The following is a 20,969-nucleotide window of genomic DNA, read 5'->3' as shown; positions in this document are numbered from 1 at the left end:
AAATCACGAATGGTCGCGCAACCAAACGCTTGTTTCGGCGTTGTCCGGAGTTTTTGCGACGCACAATCCCGACGGCTATTCTATCGAACCGCACCCTCGCCGATGAGCGCGAACGGCCCCCACATCGCAGGATACGCATTCCGCGGCGACGAGGTGTCATCAACATAGGTTAACATGGCGCGCCTCAAGGCTTCGGCACGACCGATTCCTGGTTCGTTTTTGAGCAAATCGAAAGTCGATGTGGTCAAGCGGGTGGCAGCTTCGGAATCGACTGCCCAATGCGAAACCAGAAGCGCGCGGGCACCGGCATAGAAGAACGCGCGCGCCAATCCCGACAATGCCTCGGCGCCGGGCTTGTCGCCGGCAATGGTGTTGCAGGCCGACAGCACCACCCAATCCGCGTTGAGCTTGAGCTGGGCAACTTCGCTCGCGGTCAGCAGACCGTCGTCGAGCTCGGAAGGCTGGTCGGGAATGGAGAGCGCTAGCGACGGCTCGCCCAGCCCCTTAATGTCACCCGCGACGAGACCGTGGGTGGCAAAGTAAATGATGCTGTATTGAGCAAGCGATGCACGCTTGAGCGTCGTCTCGCTGGCATCGCGGCCGAGATGGATGTCGGCCTCGGCCGCACCGACATCCTTGGCCACAGCGCTCAACTCGTCCGCTGTATCGGGCAGCTGCGGCAGCGCCTGCGCCAGCCGCGCGCGATCGACGCCGGCGCCGCGCCAGAAGTCGGTGTAGGCGATCGTCGCAATGCTGCGCGCGGCGACCTTTCCGCCTGTTGCGCGACGGTCGGCCGGCCCACCCTCGGCGGGATTGAAGACGGGATCGCCAAAGCCGGTCATCGGCTTGACGCCCTGGTCCTTGCGCGCGAAGGCGCGCAGCGATTTCAGGCTGACCACCGACGGCAGCACCGAGACGGCCTGACGCCGCAACAGCCAGGCGGCGCTGCGATAGCCCTCGAGCTTGTCCGGAATCGCAGCCTGCGGTGTCTCCGTGACAAGCAGATGAAACGGCAGCGCGGTCAGCGCACCCGACGGCACCACCAGCAGGCTGCGCTTCTCTTTCGTCAACGTCTCGACCGGGCCGAGCAGCGTGACGTAGAGCTCGTGGGCGAGCGCGAGGTCGAACAGGCCTGATTTGCCGGAGGCATCGCGCGCCTTGCCGACATCGAGACCTTTGCGGAACGCAGTGACCTTCTGCGCCAGCGCGTCCGCGCCAAGCGGAATCTCCTTCCAGTCGACACCCTCGCGCGTGATCGCGATGACGTAGCTCCGCTTGTCGACGACGGAATAGATCGTCATCGCCTCGTCGGCCGACAGCAGCGGCTGGATGTCCTTCACCGTCAATGGCAGCGGATCGGAGAGCGAGGCGTAATCTGGGAACTCGACGGCGAGCGTCTTCTGCAAGCCGGCGCGCTCGATCGCGATTGCCGCGATCCGCGCGCGGCTGCGCTGCTCGGCCGCGACGTCGCGTTGCGCAGCTTGCTTCGACACCGCAATGATGATCGCCTTGTCGAGCGCCTCGGACTCGGCTCCGAGATCCTGGTCCCTGCGCACCAGCTCGGCGAGCCGGTCGCTGCCGGCGGCGAGCCGTACCGCGAGCTTGTTCACAGCGGATGCCGCGGAGGATTGCGTGCCGCGCTGGATCGCGGCGAGCGCCTCGTCCAACGCCTTGTCGTCGGGCAGCAGATATTGCTGCCGCGCGGCGAACAGGATCGGCAACACCACTCGCAATTGCGCGCGGTTGGTCGCAAGCGTCTTTTCCGCAAACGGCAGCGCCTCCGCGTTCCGCCCGGCCACGTAGAGGAAATAGGCGAGATTGCTGGTCGAGGTCGCGACATCAGGATGGTCCGGCCCAAGCGCGCGCTCGCGGATGGCAAGCGCACGGCGATAGAGTGGCTCGGCATCGGCATAGCGCTGCTGGTGCTCGTAGAGCCCGGCGAGATTGTTCAGGGAGCGTGCAACGTCGGGATGATCCGGTCCGAGCACCTTCTCGCGGATCGCGAGCGAGCGCTTGATCGGCGCCTCGGCATCGGCGTCGCGGTTGACATCGCGATCAAGCTGGCCGAGATTGTTCAAAAGCGTCGCGACCGCCGGATGTTCGGGGCCGCCGACCTTCTGGTAGATCGCGAGCGCGCGCTGGAACAGCGGCTCGGCATCCGCAAAGTGCTCCTGCTTCACATAGAGCGTGGCGAGATTGTTGAGGGACTGGCCAACGTCGGGATGCTCGCGCGACAGCGCCTTTTCGCGAATGGCGAGCGCGCGCCTGAACAGCGGCTCCGCCTCGGCGAAGCGGCTCTGCCGCTGATCGAGCGCAGCGAGATTATTCAACACCGGCGCGATCTCGACGCTGTCGAGACTGGTCCCCTTCTCCATCAGCGCGATGGCGCGCTTGTAGAGCGGCTCGGCCTGATCGTCATGGCCCTGGTCAGCATAGATCTGCGCGAGATTGTTGAGCGCACCGGCGAGATCGCGGTTGTTGCTGGTCTTCTCGAGCGAGGCCACCATCGCCTGCGCCAGCGGCAACGCTTCGGCATATTTGCCGGCGCTCCTGAGCGCGTTGATACGCGCGCTCTGCGCGGCAAGACCGCCCGTCTGGGCAAGCCCGGGTGTGGCAAGCGATGCGGTAATCGCCAGCGCCAGGCCTGCGACCCATGCCAAACGACACCGTGTCATGAACCCTCTCGCTGCGAGCCTTAAGACCATCACGGTCTTGGGTCGCAGCGATGGGCCCCGGCGTTCAATTTGTGGCTACTCCGTCTTTGCCCGCGCTTCGCCGACAAGGCGGACCAGCATCTTGCGCAGCGCCGTGCCGTTCGTGACCCGCTCCGGAAAATCCAGCCGCAGGGCGGTCTGGCCGTCCTGCATGTCGAGGCCTTCGGGGTCGCAGCCGGTGCACCGCCAGTCACCCTCGGCCGCGTTGAGCAGTTTTGTGGCGTAGAGGCCCATGGCATCGCGATGGTCGGCATTCATGTGCGCGACAGCCCCCTCCTCGGCCGCCAGCAGCTCCTCGGCGCCGGCGAGGTCCGTGAGGAACTGCCCGGGCTTGAGATCGACGATCCGGCCAAAGCCGGCCACCAGATGGGTTCCCGCAGGAATGATCCGGAAGAACGAAAAATCCCTAAATGAGACAAAGGCTTCCGCCGAAGGATGGGCATTCAAATACCGCCTCTGGAGAAGATCCTTCTCGGTCTCGGCCTGTTCCGCCCGGCCGGACAGCATGATCCGGGCACCTTCCAGCGGATCGCCCGCCGCGCGCTCGTCCAGCATCAGGGAGACCCGGCTATCTGCCAGAATATTCCTGGTATGAACGGCCAATCCCGAGATCAGCAGGATCGGCGAACCATCGGGATGGCTGGCCAGATTGACCAGGGAACAATAAGGATCGCCGCTGCCCGCCATCAGCGTCGCAAGGGCCCCCTGCCGTGACCGCCTGAGCAGCGATTTGGCGAGCTTTCCGGGGTCGAAATCGGGGGTCGGTTGCATTGGCTTTCTCGCCTCAGGTGGTTGCAAGGTGGGTCTTTTTTCGGGTAAACGAGGGTCGGGTTATGGGTCGACATGCGGCGAATCTGCCGTGTTTCGCGGAACTTGGTCACACTTCAGCCCAGCTTGCATTGCTCGGTGACAAAGTTCGAACTCCAAGTTCGGGACCCATGTATGCGGCGCACCACTGGATTGCTCGCCGTTTAAGCCACGACCCAAACGGAAAGCAGAAAGCAGAGGCTCATGCCCACAATCGCTTTGGTCGACGACGACCGCAACATTCTCACATCCGTCTCGATCGCGCTGGAAGCCGAAGGCTACCGCATCATGACCTACACCGACGGGGCCTCCGCGCTTGACGGTTTCCGCACCACCCAACCCGATCTTGCCATCCTCGACATCAAGATGCCGCGCATGGACGGCATGGAGACGCTGCGCCGGCTGCGGCAGAAATCCGACCTGCCGGTGATCTTCCTGACTTCCAAGGACGAAGAGATCGACGAGCTGTTCGGCCTCAAGATGGGCGCGGACGATTTCATCCGCAAACCGTTCTCGCAGCGCTTGCTGGTCGAACGCGTCAAGGCCGTGCTGCGCCGCTCGGCGCCGAAGGACCCGACTGTCACACCGAAGGAGAACGACGCCAAGGCGCTCGACCGCGGCCTTTTGCGCATGGATCCGGAACGCCATACCTGCACCTGGAAGAACGAGCCGGTGACGCTGACCGTCACCGAATTCCTGATCCTCCAGGCGCTGGCGACCCGGCCCGGCGTGGTCAAGAGCCGCAACGCGCTGATGGACGCCGCCTATGACGACCAGGTCTATGTCGACGACCGCACCATCGACAGCCACATCAAGCGGCTACGCAAGAAGTTCAAGGTGACGGACAACGATTTCGAGATGATCGAGACGCTCTACGGCGTTGGCTACCGCTTCAAGGAAGCCTGAGGCGCACGCGCCTTCACAAAAGACCAGAGTTGCGCCCGGTTCTGATTCCATCGGGACCGGGATGGGCCTAAAGCGCGATGTGATTGGAATGAAGATCATCGCGCTTTAGGTTATTGTTTGAGCATGATCTTTTCGGAAAACCGCTGCACACTTTTCCGGATCATGCTCTAGGATGCGGGGACCCATCGCACGAGCTGTCCTAACGCGGGCGTAAGCATTGCTTGACCGAACGCAGCCTGATCCGAGTTCGAACGCCGAGGACGTTGCCGCCCACGGCGCCTCGGATCATGAGGACAAGCCGGTCGCGCAAGGCTGGCGGCCGCTGAACTGGCTCAAGCGCGCCGGGCAGTTCTTCTTCGCGCTGTCGTTCTCGAGCCTGACCCGCCGCATCGTCTCGCTCAACCTCGCGGGCCTCGTCGCGCTGGTCGCGAGCATCCTGTATCTGTCGCAGTTCCGCGCCGGCCTGATCGACGCGCGCGCCCAGAGCCTCCTGGTGCAGGCTGAGATCATCGCCGGTGCGATCGGAGCGTCGGCGACAGTGCAGACCAACGCGATCACCGTCGACCCTGAGCGGCTGCTCGACCTGAAATTGGGCGAGAGCTACGGCGGACCGGACGATTCGCTGGATTTTCCGATCAATCCCGAGCGCGTCGCGCCGGTGTTGCGCACGCTGATCTCGCCAACCAAGACCCGCGCGCGGATTTTCGATCCCAACGGTTCGGTGTTGCTCGACAGCCGTGACCTCGACAACGTGCGAACGTTGCCGCTGCCGCCGCCGTCGGAAAAACCCGGCCTGATCGAACGCGGGACGGTCGCGGTACGCCTCTGGATCAACCGCGGCGACCTGCCGCTGTATCGCGAGCTCGGGCGCGAGAACGGCAACGGCTATGTGGAAGTCGCCGATGCACTCCAGGGCCAGAAGCGCTCGATGGTGCGGGTGAATGCGCGCGGCGAGGTGATCGTCTCGGTCGCAGTCCCCGTGCTGCGCTCGCGCGCCATCCACGGTGCGCTGATGCTGTCGACACAGGGCGACGACATCGACCAGATGGTCACCGCCGAGCGCCTGGCGATCCTCAAGGTCGGCGGCGTCGCCGCCGCGGTCATGATCATGCTGTCGCTGCTGCTCGCGAGCACGATCGCAGGTCCCGTGCGCCGGCTCGCCGACAGCGCCGAGCGGGTCCGCCGCCGCATCAAGACCCGCGTCGAGATTCCCGACTTCACCCGCCGCCGCGACGAGATCGGCCATCTCTCCGGCGCGCTGCGCGACATGACCAACGCGCTCTACAAGCGCATCGAGGCGATCGAGATGTTCGCCGCCGATGTCGCCCATGAGCTGAAGAATCCGCTGACCTCGCTGCGCTCCGCGGTCGAGACGATGCCGCTGGCGCGCAACGAGAACAGCCGCGCCCGCCTGCTCGAGGTCATCGAACATGACGTCAAACGGCTCGACCGCCTGATCTCGGACATCTCGGATGCAAGCCGGCTCGATGCCGAATTGCAGCGGCAGGATGCGCTCCCGGTCGATCTCAAGCGCCTCTTGGGCACGCTGGTTTCGGTCGCCAACGAGACCAAGCTCGGCCACGACGTCGCCGTCGAGGCGCGCTTCGAGGGCCGCAGCCCGACCGACTCGTTCTCCGTAACGGGCCACGATTCGCGGCTCGGACAAGTGGTCTCCAACCTGCTCTCCAACGCACAATCCTTTTCCGAGCTCGGCAGCAAGGTGCGTCTCATTTGCCGCCGCGTGCGCGGCGAGATCGAGATCGTGGTCGACGACGACGGCCCCGGCATCCGCGACGACGCGCTGGAGCGCATCTTCGAGCGCTTCTACACCGACCGTCCGCATCAGGGCTTTGGCCAGAACTCCGGCCTCGGCCTGTCGATCTCCAAGCAGATCGTCGATGCCCATGGCGGACGGATCTGGGCGGAAAATCGCGCAGGTCCCCCGGACGAAGACGGCGCGGCGACGGTTGCCGGCGCGCACTTCGTGGTGAGGCTGCCGGCGCTATGAGCGACGACGGCCCAAGCGTTCACGCCTCCGCAGTCAAGGTCGGAGATCTGGCGGTGCTGATCCGCGGGCCCTCCGGCGCCGGGAAGTCCCGCCTTGCCTTCGATTTGATCATGGCGGGGCGCGCAGGCGTGGTCGAAAGGGCCATTCTGGTCGGCGATGACCGTGTCCATCTGGCGACAGTCGGCCAAGAAATTGTGGTCCGTCCCACTCCGGTCCTGGCCGGCCTGATCGAGATCCGGGGCTTGGGGATTCGCCGCTGCGACTTCGTGGAGCATGCGACCGTCGGTCTCGTGGTCGATCTGGACGCGGACGACGCCGAACGCCTGCCCCCACTGGAATCGCTGAAAGTCGGCATTTTCGGTGTCGAAATACCGCGAATCCCGGTCGGACGTGGTTATTCGCCCCTCCCTTTGGTTGTCGCAGCCTTGATCACTACCAAGAGTTCATCTTCCGTTAACCCTTCCGGCAATTGTTTGAAGGGAAATGGTAACCATATGAGCCCCACTATCGCGATCGAATAGACCGACGCAGCTCCCCTCATCCATCCGTCTAGATTCAGGGAGATACGCAACATCCCCTCTTGCGCGGGGGCTCTGGATGGTCAAAGTGGCGCGTTCGTGCGGTGCACCAAAAGCGCCCGCGAGGAGTTTTCCGATGATTGGTCTAGTACTTGTGACCCACGGGCGCCTTGCCGACGAATTCAAGGCAGCGCTTGAACATGTCATGGGTCCGCAAAAACAAATCGAAGCGATCACGATCGGCGCTGAAGACGATTCCGATCTCTGCCGAAGCGACATCATCGAGGCGGTTAACCGCGTCGATTCCGGCGACGGCGTTGCGATCCTTACCGACATGTTCGGCGGCACCCCATCCAACCTGGCAATATCCTGTATGAGCCGGCCCAAGGTCGAGGTCCTCGCGGGCATCAACCTTCCCATGCTGGTGAAACTTGCCAAGGTGCGCGAGGAGCGTTCGCTGCCGGACGCGATCGCGATGGCCCAGGAAGCCGGCCGCAAATACGTCACCATCGCCAGCCGCGTACTCGCCGGCAAATGAGCGACGACGCGCCGCCCGGAAACCAAGCCGGCACTGGCGTGCCCGCGAACGCGATCTCCAAAGAGCTCCTGATCATCAACAAGCGCGGCCTGCACGCCCGCGCCTCGGCGAAGTTCGTCCAGGCGGTGGAGCGCTTCAACGCACAGGTGTGGGTGACGCGCGGCGCCGAGACCGTCGGCGGAACCTCGATCATGGGCCTGATGATGCTCGCCGCCGGGCCGGGAACGACGATCACGGTGGCTGCTGCCGGCCCCGATGCGGAAGCCGCGCTCGCGGCGATCACGGAGCTCGTCGAGAGCAAGTTCAACGAAGAAGGGACCTGAGGTCACTTCTCCGGCGGGGCGATGTAGACGTTCCAGCTCATCGACGGACCGGCCTTGCTGTGGATAAAGCGGCGCGTCGTCATCACCAAGCGCTCGGCATTCGGCGCGGTCTCCGACACCCACTTCTCGAACGCGGGCAGGCGGCCGTCGGTCGGATCGAACACGCCGATGAAGCCGTATTTCTTGACGTCTTCGAGTGACGTCAGCCCGGAGCTCCAGGCCTCGTTCGGCGTGAACGCGCTGGGATGGTCGGGGCTGTAGAACACCATCGGCTGAACCGACTCCATGGTGCCGGTGACGACCGCCCAGCGCGAGGCGAAGCGCGCGTGCCAGGCCTGCGTCAATTCGTGTGCGAGCTCCGAGCGCGCGCCATAGGTCGCCGTATTGTCGGCATTGACCGCCATTTCGCGCGCGGCGATCCAGGGCGAGGCAATGAGCGTCGCGATGCTCAGCACGAGCCAGATCGCAACGATCTTGAACACCGCCGCACTCTGCACCCGCAGCGGAGGGATCGCGACCAGCGCCAGCGGCACCAGGAAGAACAGCGAGATGCCCCAATCGGTCTTGATGTAGATGCCGAAGACCAGCGCGCCGAGCGGCGGGCCGGCGGCCACGATGATCTGGATGATCCAGATATTCAGCGCCTTCGAGAGATCGACGCCCGGATTGGAGCCGCGCGCCCAGGCCCGCGTGACGACGCGCAACGGCGCGCGCGAGAGCAAACCGAGCCACGGCGGCACCAGCGCCATCGCGAGCGCTGCAAGCGCCACCGGCAGCGCCAGCAGCGCGGCATTGTGCAGGACATAGCCGAACACGAGCTGATGCACGAGGCCGGAATCCTCTATGCTGTAGGTGTCGCCGGCATAGGTCAGCGGCACAAAATGCGCGTCCGCGAGCCAGATGATGTGCGGGATCATCGCCACCACCATCGTCGCGATCGCGACCCAGGGCGCCGGCGACAGCAGGAATCTCATCCGCTCCGGATGAATCAGCGCGGCGAGCCCGATGGCGCCGATCATGGTCAGCACCCAGTATTTGGTCATCAGCGCCAGCGCACCGGCAAGCCCGAGCAAGACTCCGGACTGCCAGCTCCGCTTCTCGAAGGCGTTGAGATAGGCCAGCACAACGAGCGGCAAAGTGACGAGCTGAAGCAGGTCCGGGTTGTACTTGAAACCCTTGAAATTGAAGATCGGATAAAGCGCGACCATCACCACGACCAGGAACGCGCGCCGCGCATCGACGACGCGCAACGCAACCAGCCAGCAGATCACCATGCCGACGCTGACGGTCGCCATCGCGAGCGCATAGGTCGCCCAATCAGCCGCCGGGAACACCTTGAACCAGATCCCGGCGATCCAGCCCGACAGCGGCGGGTGCTTGCCATAGCCCCACAGGAACTTCTGGCCCCAGCCCCAGGCTTCTGCGACGTCCATGTGAACGTCCTGCGCGGCCTTGAGATTGATCAGGATGAAGGTCCAGATCACCGCATGCAGGATGGCGAACTGGATCACCAGCCAGAGGCGCGCCTCAGGGCGGATCGCGCAGGCAACCAGCCAGGCCCGGAAGCGGGCAAAGCTCACCCGGCTTTTTACGCGCGCTCGGGCAGTTGGGATCGAAGTGGTCGACATGGGCCGTTGCGTAGCGCGTTTTTGGCTCCCGTGGAATCAGCTTGCCGTGAAGAAAGCCCCTGAAAATACAGCAATATGGTTGCCGCACGGGGATGTGAGTGGTATCCCGCGCCCATGACGACCGTCCCCATTTCCAACATCCGCAATTTCTCCATCGTCGCGCATATCGACCATGGCAAATCGACGCTGGCCGATCGCCTGATCCAGATGACCGGCGGGCTGTCCGACCGCGAAATGGCGGGCAAGGAGCAGGTGCTCGATTCCATGGACATCGAGCGCGAGCGCGGCATCACCATCAAGGCGCAGACGGTGCGCCTCGCCTACCACGCCAAGGACGGCAAGGATTACATCTTCAACCTGATGGACACGCCCGGCCATGTCGACTTCGCCTACGAAGTCTCGCGGTCGCTGGCGGCCTGCGAAGGTTCCCTGCTGGTGGTCGACGCCAGCCAGGGCGTCGAAGCGCAGACGCTCGCCAACGTTTACCACGCGCTCGACGCGGGTCATGAGATCGTTCCGGTCCTGAACAAGGTCGACCTTCCCGCCGCAGAACCGGAGAAGGTCAAGCAGCAGATCGAGGACGTCATCGGCATCGACGCGTCCGACGCGGTGATGATCTCGGCCAAGACCGGCCTCGGCGTGCCCGATGTGCTGGAAGCCATCGTGACCCGCCTGCCGCCGCCGAAGGGCGATCGCGATGCGACGTTGAAGGCGCTGCTGGTCGACAGCTGGTACGACGTCTATCTCGGCGTCGTCGTGCTGATCCGTGTCGTCGACGGCGTCATGAAGAAGGGCAGCCGCGTCCGCATGATGGGCACGGGTGCGGCCTATGACGTCGAGCGCGTCGGCTTCTTCACGCCGAAGATGACACAGGTCGACGAGCTCGGGCCCGGCGAGATTGGTTTCATCACCGCGGCGATCAAGGAAGTGGCCGACACCCGCGTCGGCGATACCATCACCGACGACAGGAAGCCGGTGACCGAGATGCTGGCGGGCTTCAAGCCGGCCATTCCCGTGGTGTTCTGCGGCCTCTTCCCTGCCGACGCCGATGACTTCGAGACCTTGCGCGCGGCGATGGGCAAGCTGCGCCTCAACGATGCCAGCTTCTCCTACGAGATGGAGACGTCGGCCGCGCTCGGCTTCGGCTTCCGCTGCGGCTTCCTCGGGCTGCTGCATCTGGAGATCATCCAGGAGCGCCTGTCGCGCGAATTCGATCTCAATCTGATCGCGACCGCGCCGAGCGTGATCTACAAGATGAGCCTGACCGACGGGCAGGAAATCTCGATTCACAACCCCGTCGACATGCCCGATGTGGTGAAGATTGCGGAGATCCAGGAGCCCTGGATCGAGGCCACGATCCTCACCCCCGATGAATATCTCGGCAGCGTGCTGAAGCTGTGCCAGGACCGCCGCGGCTCGCAGAAGGAGCTCACCTACGTCGGCGCCCGCGCGATGGTGAAATACGATCTGCCGCTCAACGAAGTGGTGTTCGACTTCTACGACCGCCTGAAGTCGGTCTCCAAGGGCTACGCCTCGTTCGACTATCATCTGACCGACTACAAGCCGGCAGACCTCGTCAAGATGCAGATCCTGGTCAACAACGAACCGGTCGATGCGCTCTCGATGCTGGTGCATCGGACCCGCGCCGAAGGCCGCGGGCGTGCCATGGTCGAGAAGATGAAGGAGCTGATCCCGCCGCACATGTTCCAGATCCCGATCCAGGCGGCGATCGGCGGCAAGGTGATCGCCCGCGAGACGGTGCGCGCACTGCGCAAGGACGTCACCGCAAAGTGCTACGGCGGCGACATCACGCGCAAGCGCAAGCTTCTGGAGAAGCAGAAGGAAGGCAAGAAGAAGATGCGGCAGTTCGGCAAGGTCGACATCCCGCAGGAAGCCTTCATTGCCGCGCTGAAGGTCGATAGTTGAGGCAAAGGCCGCCGCCTTCTGGCCGCGCCAGCCTCGCCTCAAACAAAAACCGCGAAAACAACCCCATGCACAGTAGCCGGCCCCTTGTCGGCATTGCGCTTTTCGATTTTACGAGATCCCCCTTGCAGCGTCGGGCAAAACAGGGGCACGATGCCATCATTGCAGCGCGTGTGGGAGAGGCGCCCGCCTCTCGCTCATCTCGACCGAGTAGCCAAGAGCTGCTGAAGCTCGACCACAACCGCCGATCCGATCTCCACCTCTTCGGATCTCGGATTTGGACCCGCCTGGAGCATTCCATCGGACCGCACCGCCACCTCCGAATGGGGTGACACAGCAGCCCGCTCGAGCAGCTCTCGCAACTTCAGATCCAGGCCATCCCCAGGCGCGGCCGCGATCGCATTGAAACAACTCAGCGACATCGCTCCACGGCTCCTTCCCTGTCCAGCAGGGCGCGCTTGCGTTCCACGCCCCAGGCATATCCGGAGGTCGACCCGTCGTTGCGGATCACGCGGTGGCACGGAATGGCGACCGCGATCTTGTTTGCCGCACAGGCGCCGGCAACGGCGCGCACAGCGTTGGGAGCCTCGATCCGGCGCGCGAGCTCCGCGTAGCAGACCGTAGCACCGACAGGGATTTCCTGAAGCGCCTGCCAGACCCGCTGCTGGAACGCAGTGCCGCGAATATCGAGCGGCAGATCGAGACCGATCTCCGGCGCTTCCACGAAGCCGACCACCCGCGCGACCATCGCCTCATAGTCATGGTCAGCGCCGATCAGACGTGCCTTGGGGAAGCGATCCTGAAGATCGTGGACGAGCTCCTCTGCGTCATCTCCAAGAAAGATCGCAACGACGCCCTTCTTGCTCGATGCGACCAGAATCGGGCCGAGAGAACTCTGACCGACCGCGAACCTGATCTCCTCGTTCGCCCCTCCGGCGCGATACTGCGATGGCGTCATGCCGAGCATTCCTGTCGACTTTTCGTAGAACCTTCCACTCGAATTGAAGCCGGCGTCGTACATCGCCTCGGTCACGGAATTGGCGGAGACCAGACCTTCACGAACCTTCCTGGCACGGAACTCGGCGGCATAGCTCTTCGGCGTCAGCCCGGTGGCGGCCTTGAAGACGCGATGAAAATAGCCGGGGCTCAAGCCGACAGCTCCGGCCAGATCCTCCAGCGACGACTCATCCGCGCTGGTCTCGATGATGCGGCAAACCTTCGCGACGAGCGTGGTATTCTCGGCTTCGACCGAGGGCCCGTCCGGGTTGCAACGCCTGCAGGGCCGAAATCCAGTCGCCTTGGCACTCGCCAGGCTGTCGTGAAGTTGGACGTTCCTCGGGTTCGCCGCACGCGAGGGACAGGACGGCCGGCAGTAGATCCCCGTCGTCGAAACCGAATACCAGAAGTGGCCATCTACGGCCTTGTCGCGCGCAAGGACGCGGGCCCATCGCGGATCATCCGCGACCGGTAGGGGCATCTGCTTCCGGAACTGAAGGGGCGCTGCGGTCATCGGCTCTAGTCTCCACGATACCGGAGACATCACCACCCGATTTCCGACGGGACAGTCCGGTGCTCCAAAAGCAGACGAGGCCCGCACAATGTGCGAGCCTCGCTCAACGGCACTAGATGTGCCGATGGTGCGGAAACGTACCGATCAGGCCGCCGCCTTGAGCAACCCGAGCTGGGTCAGTGCGGTGACGCCGTCATCCAGACCGATCTCCTCGACGATCTTGCCGTTGATGACCTTGAGCACCGTGGTGCCCGTGAAGCGCATCTTGCGGCCCGTCGCAGCCGGAAGGCTGCCGATCAGGAAATCGCTGAATGCCGGGCCGGTGTGGGTGCCGCCGCCCTCCCATTGACCGACGACATAGTCGCCCTCGGCAATCAGGTCCGCGATGCCCCAGAAATTGAGATCGGGAAACGCGGCGCGGAAATCGGTCATGAACGCCTTGATGTCAGCGCGACCGCGCCGGGGCTCATGCAGCGAATATTTGAGCAGCATGTCCGGCGCGGCAATCTCGTCGATGACGCCGAGATTGACGGTCTCGCCCCAGAATTCGGTGAACCAACGACCGACGACGGCCTTGTTCTCATCTTGCTTGCTCATCGAAAAACACCCTTCATTGCAGGAATCATGGATCGACTCTCGATCGCCACAATGTCTAGGCGTCGTCGCCCCGCATCGAACTCCGGTTCTTGCCCTGAAATTGAAGAATGCACCGCAGCGATGCAGTCGATTTCGACAATCGGACTCGATATCGCCAAGTCGGTCTTCCAAGTGCACGGCGTTGATGCGGCCAGCCAAGTGGTCCTGCGCCGGCAGTTGAAGCGCCGGCAGGTCCTGGCATTTTTCCAAAAACTGCCACCATGCCTGGTGGGGATCGAGGCTTGCGCGTCGTCGCACCATTGGTCCCGCGAACTGCGGGCGCTCGGGCATACGGTACGATTGATGCCTCCGGCCTATGTGAAGCCCTACCGCGCTGACACGCCGAACACATGGCTGCTCCGACCACCGCCGCAGGCGTGAAGAAAACCCTTGCCAACCTGGAGCCGTCCACACATGGGCCCATCGCGACGGTGGCGTGGCGCAGCGACATGTCCGGATCGGGCGCAAACCGGTAGTCATCCGCTGAGGGGTAAACTAACGTGATTGACCGAAGCGGACATTGGGCCAACAGGGTGCCTCCACAAGCCGACTAGTATAACCCCTTCATGGCACGGTCCGGTTGGTCTGCATCTCGCTATCGTCAAGGGCTCTTAACGCACCTCGCTCACACACCGCGTCACGGATTCGTCGGTCACAACAGCGTGAGGCCAGACTGCCTTGATCACGGCCGCGCCACAGATCGAGCGCAGACTGGTCAATACCATAAGCCTTGCAATGGGATTCGGGCATCGCGCACCTCCGGGTCGGAGGCTTCGTTGCCCGATCAAGTTTCAGAAGTTTTCGAGGGTTCTCGTACGGGTTTTCACAATGTGCGGGTCGGGTGTACGGTCCCACAGTGAGCTCGGTACAATGCGCGATGCCACGTCGGGTTTTCTCAAGCCGGGGTTCCGCTAGCCATGGCGAAGAGCACGATCTGGGAGGGCATGCCGACGACAGCGTTGCGCGATCCGGTCGTGCCAGACATGCCGCTCGCGGAAAGGCCATTCGTCCCCAAATCGCGTGTAGCGAGAATGGACGAGGGCCGAAATCTGCGCCCGCGACTTCAATTCGATCGTATCGCGCTGCTGCTGCAGGGAGGTGGCGCGCTCGGCGCCTATCAAGCCGGCGTCTATCAGGTTTTGGCTGAAACCGGGCTTCATCCCGACTGGGTCGTCGGCATCTCGATCGGTGCCATCAACGCCGCGATTATCGCCGGCAACGCGGCTGAGAGACGCATCGACAAGCTGCGCGCGTTCTGGGAGGAAATCACCGCTCCCGCCATGGGATTCCACGCCGACGTCTTTGGCCTCTTTGAGAGAGGCGAGGCGCGAGCGCTCGCCAATCAGGTGAGCGCTGCCATGGTTGCGTATGTCGGGACATCAGGCTTCTTCAGACCACGCATCACCAATCCGTGGTTTCATCTCCCCGGCACCATCGAGGCGACCAGTTACTACGACACGCGGCCGCTGAGAACCACGCTCGAGCGCTTCATCGACTTCGACCGCCTAAACTCCGGTGAGAAGGAAACGCGTCTTAGCCTCGGTGCCGTCAATGTGCGCACCGGAAACTTGGCCTATTTCGACACCGCAAAGCAGGTGCTCGGGCCTGAGCATGTGATGGCCAGCGGCGCATTGCCGCCTGGCTTCCCCGCCGTCGAGATCGAGGGCGAGCATTATTGGGATGGCGGCCTCGTCTCGAATACGCCGCTTCAGTGGCTTGTGACGGACACACGCGTGACCGGCGCGCGCCTGCCCGACGCGCTCGTGTTTCAGGTCGACCTCTGGAGCGCGCACGGAGAGTTTCCGCGCAACCTCGCAGAAGTCGCAACCCGCCAGAAAGAAATCCAATATTCGAGCCGCACGCGCGCCTTCACGGATTTCATCAAACGGCTGCACAAGGTGGAATACTCCGTCGCCATGCTCCTCGACCAGCTGCCGGACGAGTTCAAGCAAAGTGACGAAGCCAGGTTCCTCGCCTCGATCGCGGAGCGCCACGCCTATAACCTCGTCCATCTCATCTATCGCCCAAGATCTTACGAAGGCGACTCGAAAGACTATGAGTTCTCCCGGTTGTCCATGGCAGAGCATTGGCGCTCGGGCTACAACGACGCCATGCGCACATTACTCCATCCCGAGGTGCTCGAACGCGCAGGCAATGGCGACGAGGTCGCCATCTTCGACTTCGCCGCTGACGGAGATTGAGCCGCCGGTCACGAGGCGCGCTGCCCGTATCAGGAGCTTCCGCGACGAGAGACTGAATTTAGGTTAGAAATAGGTTCCGGCGATCAACACGACCTAATTGCTTGAGAGACAATCGTTAGGAGTGGATCATCCAATGCCTGCCGAGATGACTGAGCATAGCAGAGGGTCGAGTTCGGCCGATGCGTCCGCGACCGCCAAAGCGGATGCAGCGATCCATCGCGACGACGAATTGCCGCAAGCAGATCCTGCTTCCGGACCGATTCCACCAGTGAGGCAGAGCTCCGCGGTGAAACGAAGATGGCTGATGGGCGGACTGGGCGTTCTGGTTCTGGCGATTGCCTTGGTGTTCGGTATTCCCTGGATCCAGTTCGCGCTCAGCACGGTTTCAACCGACGACGCCTACGTGAACGGCCACGTGACGTTCGTGGCGCCCCGCGTCCGCGGTCAGGTCTCCCGGGTTCTGGTGGATGACAACAATCGCGTACACAAGGGAGATCTTCTCGTTGAATTGGACAAGGAGCCGTTTCGAGACGCAGTGGCGGTGAAAAAGGCGACGGTCGATACCGCACAGGCAGACCTCGATGCCGCCCGGGCCACGGTGCGCGGCATCGAAGCACAGGCAAGGAGCCGCCATTGGCAATTGGAACAAGCCTTTGAGAATGTCGACAACCAGGTAAGCCTGCTACATGCGAAGGTCGCTGCGTTCAGGAAGGCACAGGCCACGCTTGTACTCGCGCACCAGGAGTTCGACCGAACGTCGAAGCTGCTTGAGTCGGAAACGGCGAGCCGCGAGCTCTACGATCAGCGTCAAGCGTCGTTGTCAATCGCTCAAGCAGCTGTTGTCCAGGCGTTGGCGGACGCAAACCAGATCCGTGTCTCTTTGGGCCTGGAGGCTTTGCCCGAGGACAGCGCCGATCTCGAGCAGGTACCGCCCAATCTCGACCAAACCTTTTCTTCGGTCCTGCAGGTGCAGGCGCAATTGATTCAGACCGCGGCTGAACTGGGCATTCTCCTTTCCTACAACAAGTCTCCGAAGCAGATGCTCGAAGACTTCGAAAAGCTTGATCCAAAAGGCGACATCAACCGCACGTTCGATCGGCTGGCGGCGGAGGCGCCGACGGTCAAGCAAGCCGAGGCTAAACTCGAAGCCACCAAACGCGATCTCGCTCTGGCCGAGCTGAACCTTCGGTATTGTGATGTCGTCGCAGACATTGACGGCGTCGTCACGCGCCGAAATGTCAACCCGGGCAATGACGTTCAGGTCGGACAGAGCCTGATGGCGATTCGCTCGCTCAACGAGATCTGGATCGATGCCAACTTCAAGGAGACGCAACTGCGCGACTTGCGCATCGGTCAGGCCGCCGATCTTTATGTCGATATGTATGGCGACAAACAGGTATTCAGCGGCCGGATCACCGGGTTTTCATTCGGAACCGGATCGACGCTTGCCTTGCTGCCGCCGCAGAATGCTACGGGTAACTACATCAAGATCGTGCAGCGGCTGCCGGTCCGCATCGAGCTTGAAGGATACGACCCGGACAAGAAGCCGCTGTTCATCGGCACGTCGGTCGTTCCGTACGTCCATATCAACAAGCCGCCCACTGGCCCCGATGCCGGAAAGTTCCTTCAAAGCACCATGCAGCCGACGCCGGGCAGCGCTTCGACCGCGAACACGCCAGGCGGCAGCAAATGACGGACGTGGTCGTTTCACCTGTCAGATCCCAGGCGGACGTGAACCCGTGGCTCGTAGCCGCCGTCGTGATCATACCGACCTTCATGGAGGTCCTCGACACCACCATTGCTGTGGTCGCGCTGCGATACATTGCCGGCGGCCTTTCGGCCACTGTCGATGACGGTGAATGGGTCATCACCAGCTATCTCGCCGCCAACGCCGTCATCCTGCCGATCAGTGGCTGGCTTTCGGCGCATCTCGGGCGCCGCAACTATTTCCTGCTGTCGATAGCCGTCTTTACCCTCGCGTCCGGACTTTGCGGGATGGCCACAAGTCTCGGTCAGTTGATTGTGTTTCGCGTCTTGCAGGGTTTGGCGGGCGGCGGCCTGCAGCCTTCCAGCCAGGGCGTACTGCTGGACGCCTTTCCGGTGGAGAAGCAAGGCATTGCGATGACGCTGTTTGGCTTAGCTGCCCTCTTGGCACCCGTCGTCGGTCCGACCCTCGGCGGCTGGATCACGGACAACTATTCGTGGCGATGGGTGTTCTTCATCAACGTCCCGGTTGGTCTCCTGGCGCTTGCTGCGTGTTATGCTTTGCTGCGGGATCCGGACTATCTCACAGAGCAGCGTAAGGAATTAAGAAAGCAGCCGTTGCGCTTCGACACGCTCGGCCTGTCTCTGCTGGTGATCGTCGTGGTCTCCTGGGAAGTGGTACTCAGCAAGGGACAGGAATGGGATTGGCTGGGCGATCCATTCTGGCGTGTACAGACGCTCGCGATTTTCTTCGTTGTTGGTCTGATCGCGCTGATTTTTTGGGAGTTGCGCCATCCCAGCCCCGTGGTCAATTTTCGTCCCCTGCGGGAACGGAATTTCGCTGCATGCTGCTTCATCATCTTTTGCGCTTTTGCAGTCCTGTACGCCGCGAGCACATCGTTGCCAGCTCTGCTTCAATCTCTGTTCGGCTATGATGCTCTCAGCGCGGGGTTGGTCATGTCGCCGGCTGGGTTCGCTGCGCTTCTGGCAATGCCGTTTGTCGGCCTGGCCCTTGGCCGAGGAACCGATGCCCGGTGGTTGATCGCTGCCGGCCTCTTAGCCATGGCGTTCGCAAACTATTGGATGTCGCAAATGAACCTGGAGATCAGCCCGGGCCAGGTCGTCTGGCCGCGGGTGATGCTGGTTTTCGGACTCTCGATGTGCTTTGCCCCTGCGAATGTCGCGGCCTACCTCTATACGCCGCCGCTGCTGCGCGGCGCGGCTGTCGGCTTGCTCAGTTTGCTGCGCAACGAAGGCGGCAGCGTGGGGACGTCGATGGCGCAGACAATTCAGGAGCGGCGTGACCAATTTCACACTTTGCGGTTGGGCGAGTCCCTCGATTCTTTCAACGCTAATGTCGTCTCCTTCCTCGATCAGGCCCAGGCCGTTTTCCTGCAGCAGACCGGCGATCCGTCTGCCGCGCAGAAGTTCGGTTGGCAGTCGCTCGACATTTTGCGTCAACAGCAGGCGTCATCGCTTGCCTATTTCGACGTCTTTTTCTTGTTGGCTGTGGTGACGCTCGCGCCGGTACTTGTGGTGCTTCTGATGAAACGGTCAGTGGCTGAGAAAGGCGCTCACATCGGTGCCGAATAAGGTGTGCCCGCGGGGTCACGTGCGCTGACAAGATGATGGAATGGTGTCGCCTATTGGCACTCAACAGACTGGCTCCCGGATTTCGCCGAGGTCCGTTGTTAAGGGTAGCCCCTAAGTCGTTGGCCCTCGTCCAAAATGACGCGATTGACCCGAAGCCGTTATTGATCGCCACCCCTGAATTCGACCCTCCCTTCCGTTCGCTGGACGTACTAGGGTACGATGCCGTAGCCGGGGCCAATCGACAGGGAGGTCACACGAGGCGAGGCGAATTCATTGCGCCTCTTGGCACCTCCGCATTGCCGTGGACGCTGCCAGCAAAGGCACACAGTAAGGCCGTAAGACCTCGGCACAGGCTGGATGCAAGCGTCGCCGGCAACGCGACAAGAGCCTTTGGTGCGTTACGATGACTGACCGAGTTGGGCAACGCGGTACCGTCGGCTTCGCCGTCTTTACGCTAGTGATAGTGGCGCTGTTTGTCGGCGGTGGCGTCTGGCAATTGCAGCGCTGGATCGAGGAGCGCGCGCTCATTGCAGTGCTAAGTGAACGCCTCGCCGCAGCGCCCGTGGCATTGTCCAATCCCTCGCAGTGGCCCGCCCTGACCGCGGAGAAAGACGAGTTCCGGCGTGTCAGCTTTGCGGCGACCTATGAGGCCCGCCTGGATGCGATGGTCTACAGCTCCGGCACGGCCATGCGCAACGATATTTCCGGTACCGGCAGCTGGGCTTTCATTCCTGCCCAACTACCAACCGGCGAGACCGTTGCGGTCAACGCGGGATTTGTCCCGAACACGATGGTGGACCGAGGCCAGCAGGATCGCGCGGTGGCGCAACTCATCACCAACAAGCCTGTCCTGATGACGGGCTACGTCCGTTTTCCGGTAGCGACCGGCTTGTTCACGCTTAACGTAGAGCACGACAAGCGGTTGTGGTTCACCCGTGATCATCTCGCGATGGCGCAGGCGCTTGGGTGGGATCGGATAGCGCCGTTCTATATCGATCTGGAGGCGCCGATACCACCGAGCGGCATCCCGAAACCCGGACCGATTCAGGTGCATCTGCCCGACGAGCACATGCGATATGCGATCATTTGGTTTTCGCTGGCAGGGCTGGCAGGCTCGCTGCTGATCGCATTTTCTGTCAGGCAGCGCCGCAGCTTGCCTGCCCCCTCCTGATGTCCGCTATTGATGCTGTGGACGACTCCTCCACGGGCACGAGAGTGCCAAGGAGTGGGCGCCGTTTGAGGCTCCCACGATTCGGAGGAGCGGCTATGCAGTCGATTTCGACAATCGGTCTCGATATCGCCAAGTCGGTCTTTCAAGTGCACGGCGTTGATGCGGCCAGCCAAGTGGTCCTGCGCCGGCAGTTGAAGCGCCGGCAGGTCCTGGCATTTTTCCAAAAACTGCCACCATGCCTGGTGGGGATCGAGGCTTGCGCGTCGTCGCACCATTGGTCCCGCGAACTGCGGGCGCTGGGGCATACGGTACGATTGATGCCTCCGGCCTATGTGAAGCCCTACGTCAAGCGACAGAAGAACGATGGCACCGACGCGGAGGCAATTTGCGAGGCGGTCACGAGGCCCAACATGCGGTTTGTGCCGACTAGGACGGTCGAGCAACAGGGCTGTCTGATGCTTCACCGGGCGCGCCATCTGTTTATCCGCCAGCAGACCGCCGTCATCAATTCGATCCGCGCCTAATGCAGCGCCGGTCGATCCGGCGATCAGGACAACCCACATGGGCCACGGCATCATCGAATGCGTGCTTTTGACCGGGACCTGATCCGCGAAGGGCATTATGGCCAGCGGTCGCGTGAACCGCGCTGACAGGCCGAACACATGGCTGCTCCGACCACCGCCGCAGGCGTGAAGAAAACCCTCGCCAAGCTGGAGCCGTCCACACATGGGCCCATCGCGACGGTGGCGTGGCGCAGCGACATGTCCGGATCGGGCGCAAACCGGCAGT

General features: G+C 62.7%; 15 protein-coding genes and 2 pseudogenes. 12 read left to right on the top strand and 5 right to left on the bottom strand.

Annotated features, from left to right (window positions below; translation table 11 throughout):
• Positions 1–80 precede the first annotated feature (80 nt).
• Positions 81–2,675, bottom strand: a complete 2,595-nt coding sequence (locus ACPPVR_RS04825) for a CHAT domain-containing tetratricopeptide repeat protein (RefSeq protein ID WP_426613120.1) — start codon at positions 2,673–2,675, stop codon at positions 81–83.
• 75 nt (positions 2,676–2,750) lie between these two features.
• Complete coding sequence (locus ACPPVR_RS04820) at positions 2,751–3,485, bottom strand: HugZ family protein (protein WP_426613119.1); 735 nt, start codon at positions 3,483–3,485, stop codon at positions 2,751–2,753.
• Between the two features lie 240 nt (positions 3,486–3,725).
• Between ACPPVR_RS04820 and ACPPVR_RS04815 the strand changes: the two genes are divergently transcribed.
• The 5 genes from ACPPVR_RS04815 to ACPPVR_RS04795 all read left to right on the top strand — a co-directional run bounded on the left by ACPPVR_RS04815 (position 3,726) and on the right by ACPPVR_RS04795 (position 7,814).
• Complete coding sequence (locus tag ACPPVR_RS04815) at positions 3,726–4,427, top strand: response regulator transcription factor (RefSeq protein ID WP_092026853.1); 702 nt, start codon at positions 3,726–3,728, stop codon at positions 4,425–4,427.
• Between the two features lie 217 nt (positions 4,428–4,644).
• Positions 4,645–6,435, top strand: a complete 1,791-nt coding sequence (locus ACPPVR_RS04810; RefSeq protein ID WP_426613118.1) for a stimulus-sensing domain-containing protein — start codon at positions 4,645–4,647, stop codon at positions 6,433–6,435.
• Complete coding sequence (locus ACPPVR_RS04805; RefSeq protein WP_426613117.1) at positions 6,432–6,956, top strand: HPr kinase/phosphorylase; 525 nt, start codon at positions 6,432–6,434, stop codon at positions 6,954–6,956. Before ACPPVR_RS04810 ends, ACPPVR_RS04805 begins: the two co-directional genes overlap by 4 nt.
• A gap of 133 nt (positions 6,957–7,089) precedes the next feature.
• A complete protein-coding gene (locus ACPPVR_RS04800; protein ID WP_024339151.1) occupies positions 7,090–7,491 on the top strand; it encodes a PTS sugar transporter subunit IIA in 402 nt (133 codons plus the stop codon).
• Positions 7,488–7,814: an HPr family phosphocarrier protein gene (locus ACPPVR_RS04795; protein ID WP_426613116.1), complete on the top strand. Its 327-nt coding sequence runs from the start codon at positions 7,488–7,490 to the stop codon at positions 7,812–7,814. Before ACPPVR_RS04800 ends, ACPPVR_RS04795 begins: the two co-directional genes overlap by 4 nt.
• Before the next feature lie 2 nt (positions 7,815–7,816).
• Here ACPPVR_RS04795 and ACPPVR_RS04790 read toward each other — a convergent pair whose 3' ends face one another.
• Complete coding sequence (locus tag ACPPVR_RS04790; protein WP_426613115.1) at positions 7,817–9,442, bottom strand: glycosyltransferase family 39 protein; 1,626 nt, start codon at positions 9,440–9,442, stop codon at positions 7,817–7,819.
• A gap of 114 nt (positions 9,443–9,556) precedes the next feature.
• On the opposite strand from ACPPVR_RS04790, the gene lepA reads away from it, so the two are divergent.
• Complete coding sequence (gene lepA, locus ACPPVR_RS04785) at positions 9,557–11,368, top strand: translation elongation factor 4 (protein WP_426613114.1); 1,812 nt, start codon at positions 9,557–9,559, stop codon at positions 11,366–11,368.
• A 409-nt stretch (positions 11,369–11,777) separates the two neighbouring features.
• Here the strand turns inward: lepA and ada are convergent, their stop codons facing one another.
• The gene (gene ada / locus ACPPVR_RS04780; RefSeq protein WP_426613113.1) at positions 11,778–12,875 is read right to left on the bottom strand and encodes a bifunctional DNA-binding transcriptional regulator/O6-methylguanine-DNA methyltransferase Ada; all 1,098 of its coding nucleotides are present in this window, start codon (positions 12,873–12,875) and stop codon (positions 11,778–11,780) included.
• Between the two features lie 144 nt (positions 12,876–13,019).
• The gene (locus tag ACPPVR_RS04775) at positions 13,020–13,472 is read right to left on the bottom strand and encodes an ester cyclase (protein ID WP_426613112.1); all 453 of its coding nucleotides are present in this window, start codon (positions 13,470–13,472) and stop codon (positions 13,020–13,022) included.
• Positions 13,473–13,592: 120 nt separating this feature from the next.
• On the opposite strand from ACPPVR_RS04775, the pseudogene ACPPVR_RS04770 reads away from it, so the two are divergent.
• The 6 genes and pseudogenes from ACPPVR_RS04770 to ACPPVR_RS04745 form a co-directional block, all read left to right on the top strand.
• Positions 13,593–13,841 (top strand): annotated as a pseudogene (locus ACPPVR_RS04770) (IS110 family transposase); the annotation flags it as partial.
• Between the two features lie 701 nt (positions 13,842–14,542).
• On the top strand, positions 14,543–15,712 hold the full coding sequence (locus ACPPVR_RS04765; protein ID WP_426616332.1) for a patatin-like phospholipase family protein: 1,170 nt from the start codon (positions 14,543–14,545) through the stop codon (positions 15,710–15,712).
• Between the two features lie 133 nt (positions 15,713–15,845).
• Positions 15,846–17,405: an efflux RND transporter periplasmic adaptor subunit gene (locus ACPPVR_RS04760; RefSeq protein ID WP_426613111.1), complete on the top strand. Its 1,560-nt coding sequence runs from the start codon at positions 15,846–15,848 to the stop codon at positions 17,403–17,405.
• Positions 17,402–19,009: a DHA2 family efflux MFS transporter permease subunit gene (locus tag ACPPVR_RS04755; protein WP_426613110.1), complete on the top strand. Its 1,608-nt coding sequence runs from the start codon at positions 17,402–17,404 to the stop codon at positions 19,007–19,009. The genes ACPPVR_RS04760 and ACPPVR_RS04755 overlap by 4 nt, the downstream gene beginning before the upstream one ends.
• 403 nt (positions 19,010–19,412) lie before the next feature.
• Positions 19,413–20,180, top strand: coding sequence for an SURF1 family protein (locus ACPPVR_RS04750; protein ID WP_426613109.1), 768 nt, complete (start codon positions 19,413–19,415; stop codon positions 20,178–20,180).
• A gap of 95 nt (positions 20,181–20,275) precedes the next feature.
• Positions 20,276–20,698 (top strand): annotated as a pseudogene (locus ACPPVR_RS04745) (IS110 family transposase); the annotation flags it as partial.
• Between the last annotated feature and the right edge of the window lie 271 nt (positions 20,699–20,969).

The sequence above is a fragment of the Bradyrhizobium sp. McL0616 genome (assembly GCF_049993385.1).
Classification (GTDB): domain Bacteria; phylum Pseudomonadota; class Alphaproteobacteria; order Rhizobiales; family Xanthobacteraceae; genus Bradyrhizobium.
This window is presented reverse-complemented; position numbering and strand designations above follow the sequence as displayed.

Excerpts from the sequence above, each read along its gene's own strand:
- ACPPVR_RS04825 (WP_426613120.1), bottom strand. The coding sequence starts at position 2,675 with ATGACACGGTGTCGTTTGGCATGGGTCGCAGGCCTGGCGCTGGCGATT.
- ACPPVR_RS04820 (WP_426613119.1), bottom strand. The coding sequence starts at position 3,485 with ATGCAACCGACCCCCGATTTCGACCCCGGAAAGCTCGCCAAATCGCTG.
- ACPPVR_RS04815 (WP_092026853.1), top strand. The coding sequence starts at position 3,726 with ATGCCCACAATCGCTTTGGTCGACGACGACCGCAACATTCTCACATCC.
- ACPPVR_RS04805 (WP_426613117.1), top strand. The coding sequence starts at position 6,432 with ATGAGCGACGACGGCCCAAGCGTTCACGCCTCCGCAGTCAAGGTCGGA.
- ACPPVR_RS04800 (WP_024339151.1), top strand. The coding sequence starts at position 7,090 with ATGATTGGTCTAGTACTTGTGACCCACGGGCGCCTTGCCGACGAATTC.
- ACPPVR_RS04795 (WP_426613116.1), top strand. The coding sequence starts at position 7,488 with ATGAGCGACGACGCGCCGCCCGGAAACCAAGCCGGCACTGGCGTGCCC.
- ACPPVR_RS04790 (WP_426613115.1), bottom strand. The coding sequence starts at position 9,442 with ATGTCGACCACTTCGATCCCAACTGCCCGAGCGCGCGTAAAAAGCCGG.
- lepA (WP_426613114.1), top strand. The coding sequence starts at position 9,557 with ATGACGACCGTCCCCATTTCCAACATCCGCAATTTCTCCATCGTCGCG.
- ada (WP_426613113.1), bottom strand. The coding sequence starts at position 12,875 with ATGACCGCAGCGCCCCTTCAGTTCCGGAAGCAGATGCCCCTACCGGTC.
- ACPPVR_RS04775 (WP_426613112.1), bottom strand. The coding sequence starts at position 13,472 with ATGAGCAAGCAAGATGAGAACAAGGCCGTCGTCGGTCGTTGGTTCACC.
- ACPPVR_RS04765 (WP_426616332.1), top strand. The coding sequence starts at position 14,543 with ATGGACGAGGGCCGAAATCTGCGCCCGCGACTTCAATTCGATCGTATC.
- ACPPVR_RS04760 (WP_426613111.1), top strand. The coding sequence starts at position 15,846 with ATGCCTGCCGAGATGACTGAGCATAGCAGAGGGTCGAGTTCGGCCGAT.
- ACPPVR_RS04755 (WP_426613110.1), top strand. The coding sequence starts at position 17,402 with ATGACGGACGTGGTCGTTTCACCTGTCAGATCCCAGGCGGACGTGAAC.
- ACPPVR_RS04750 (WP_426613109.1), top strand. The coding sequence starts at position 19,413 with ATGACTGACCGAGTTGGGCAACGCGGTACCGTCGGCTTCGCCGTCTTT.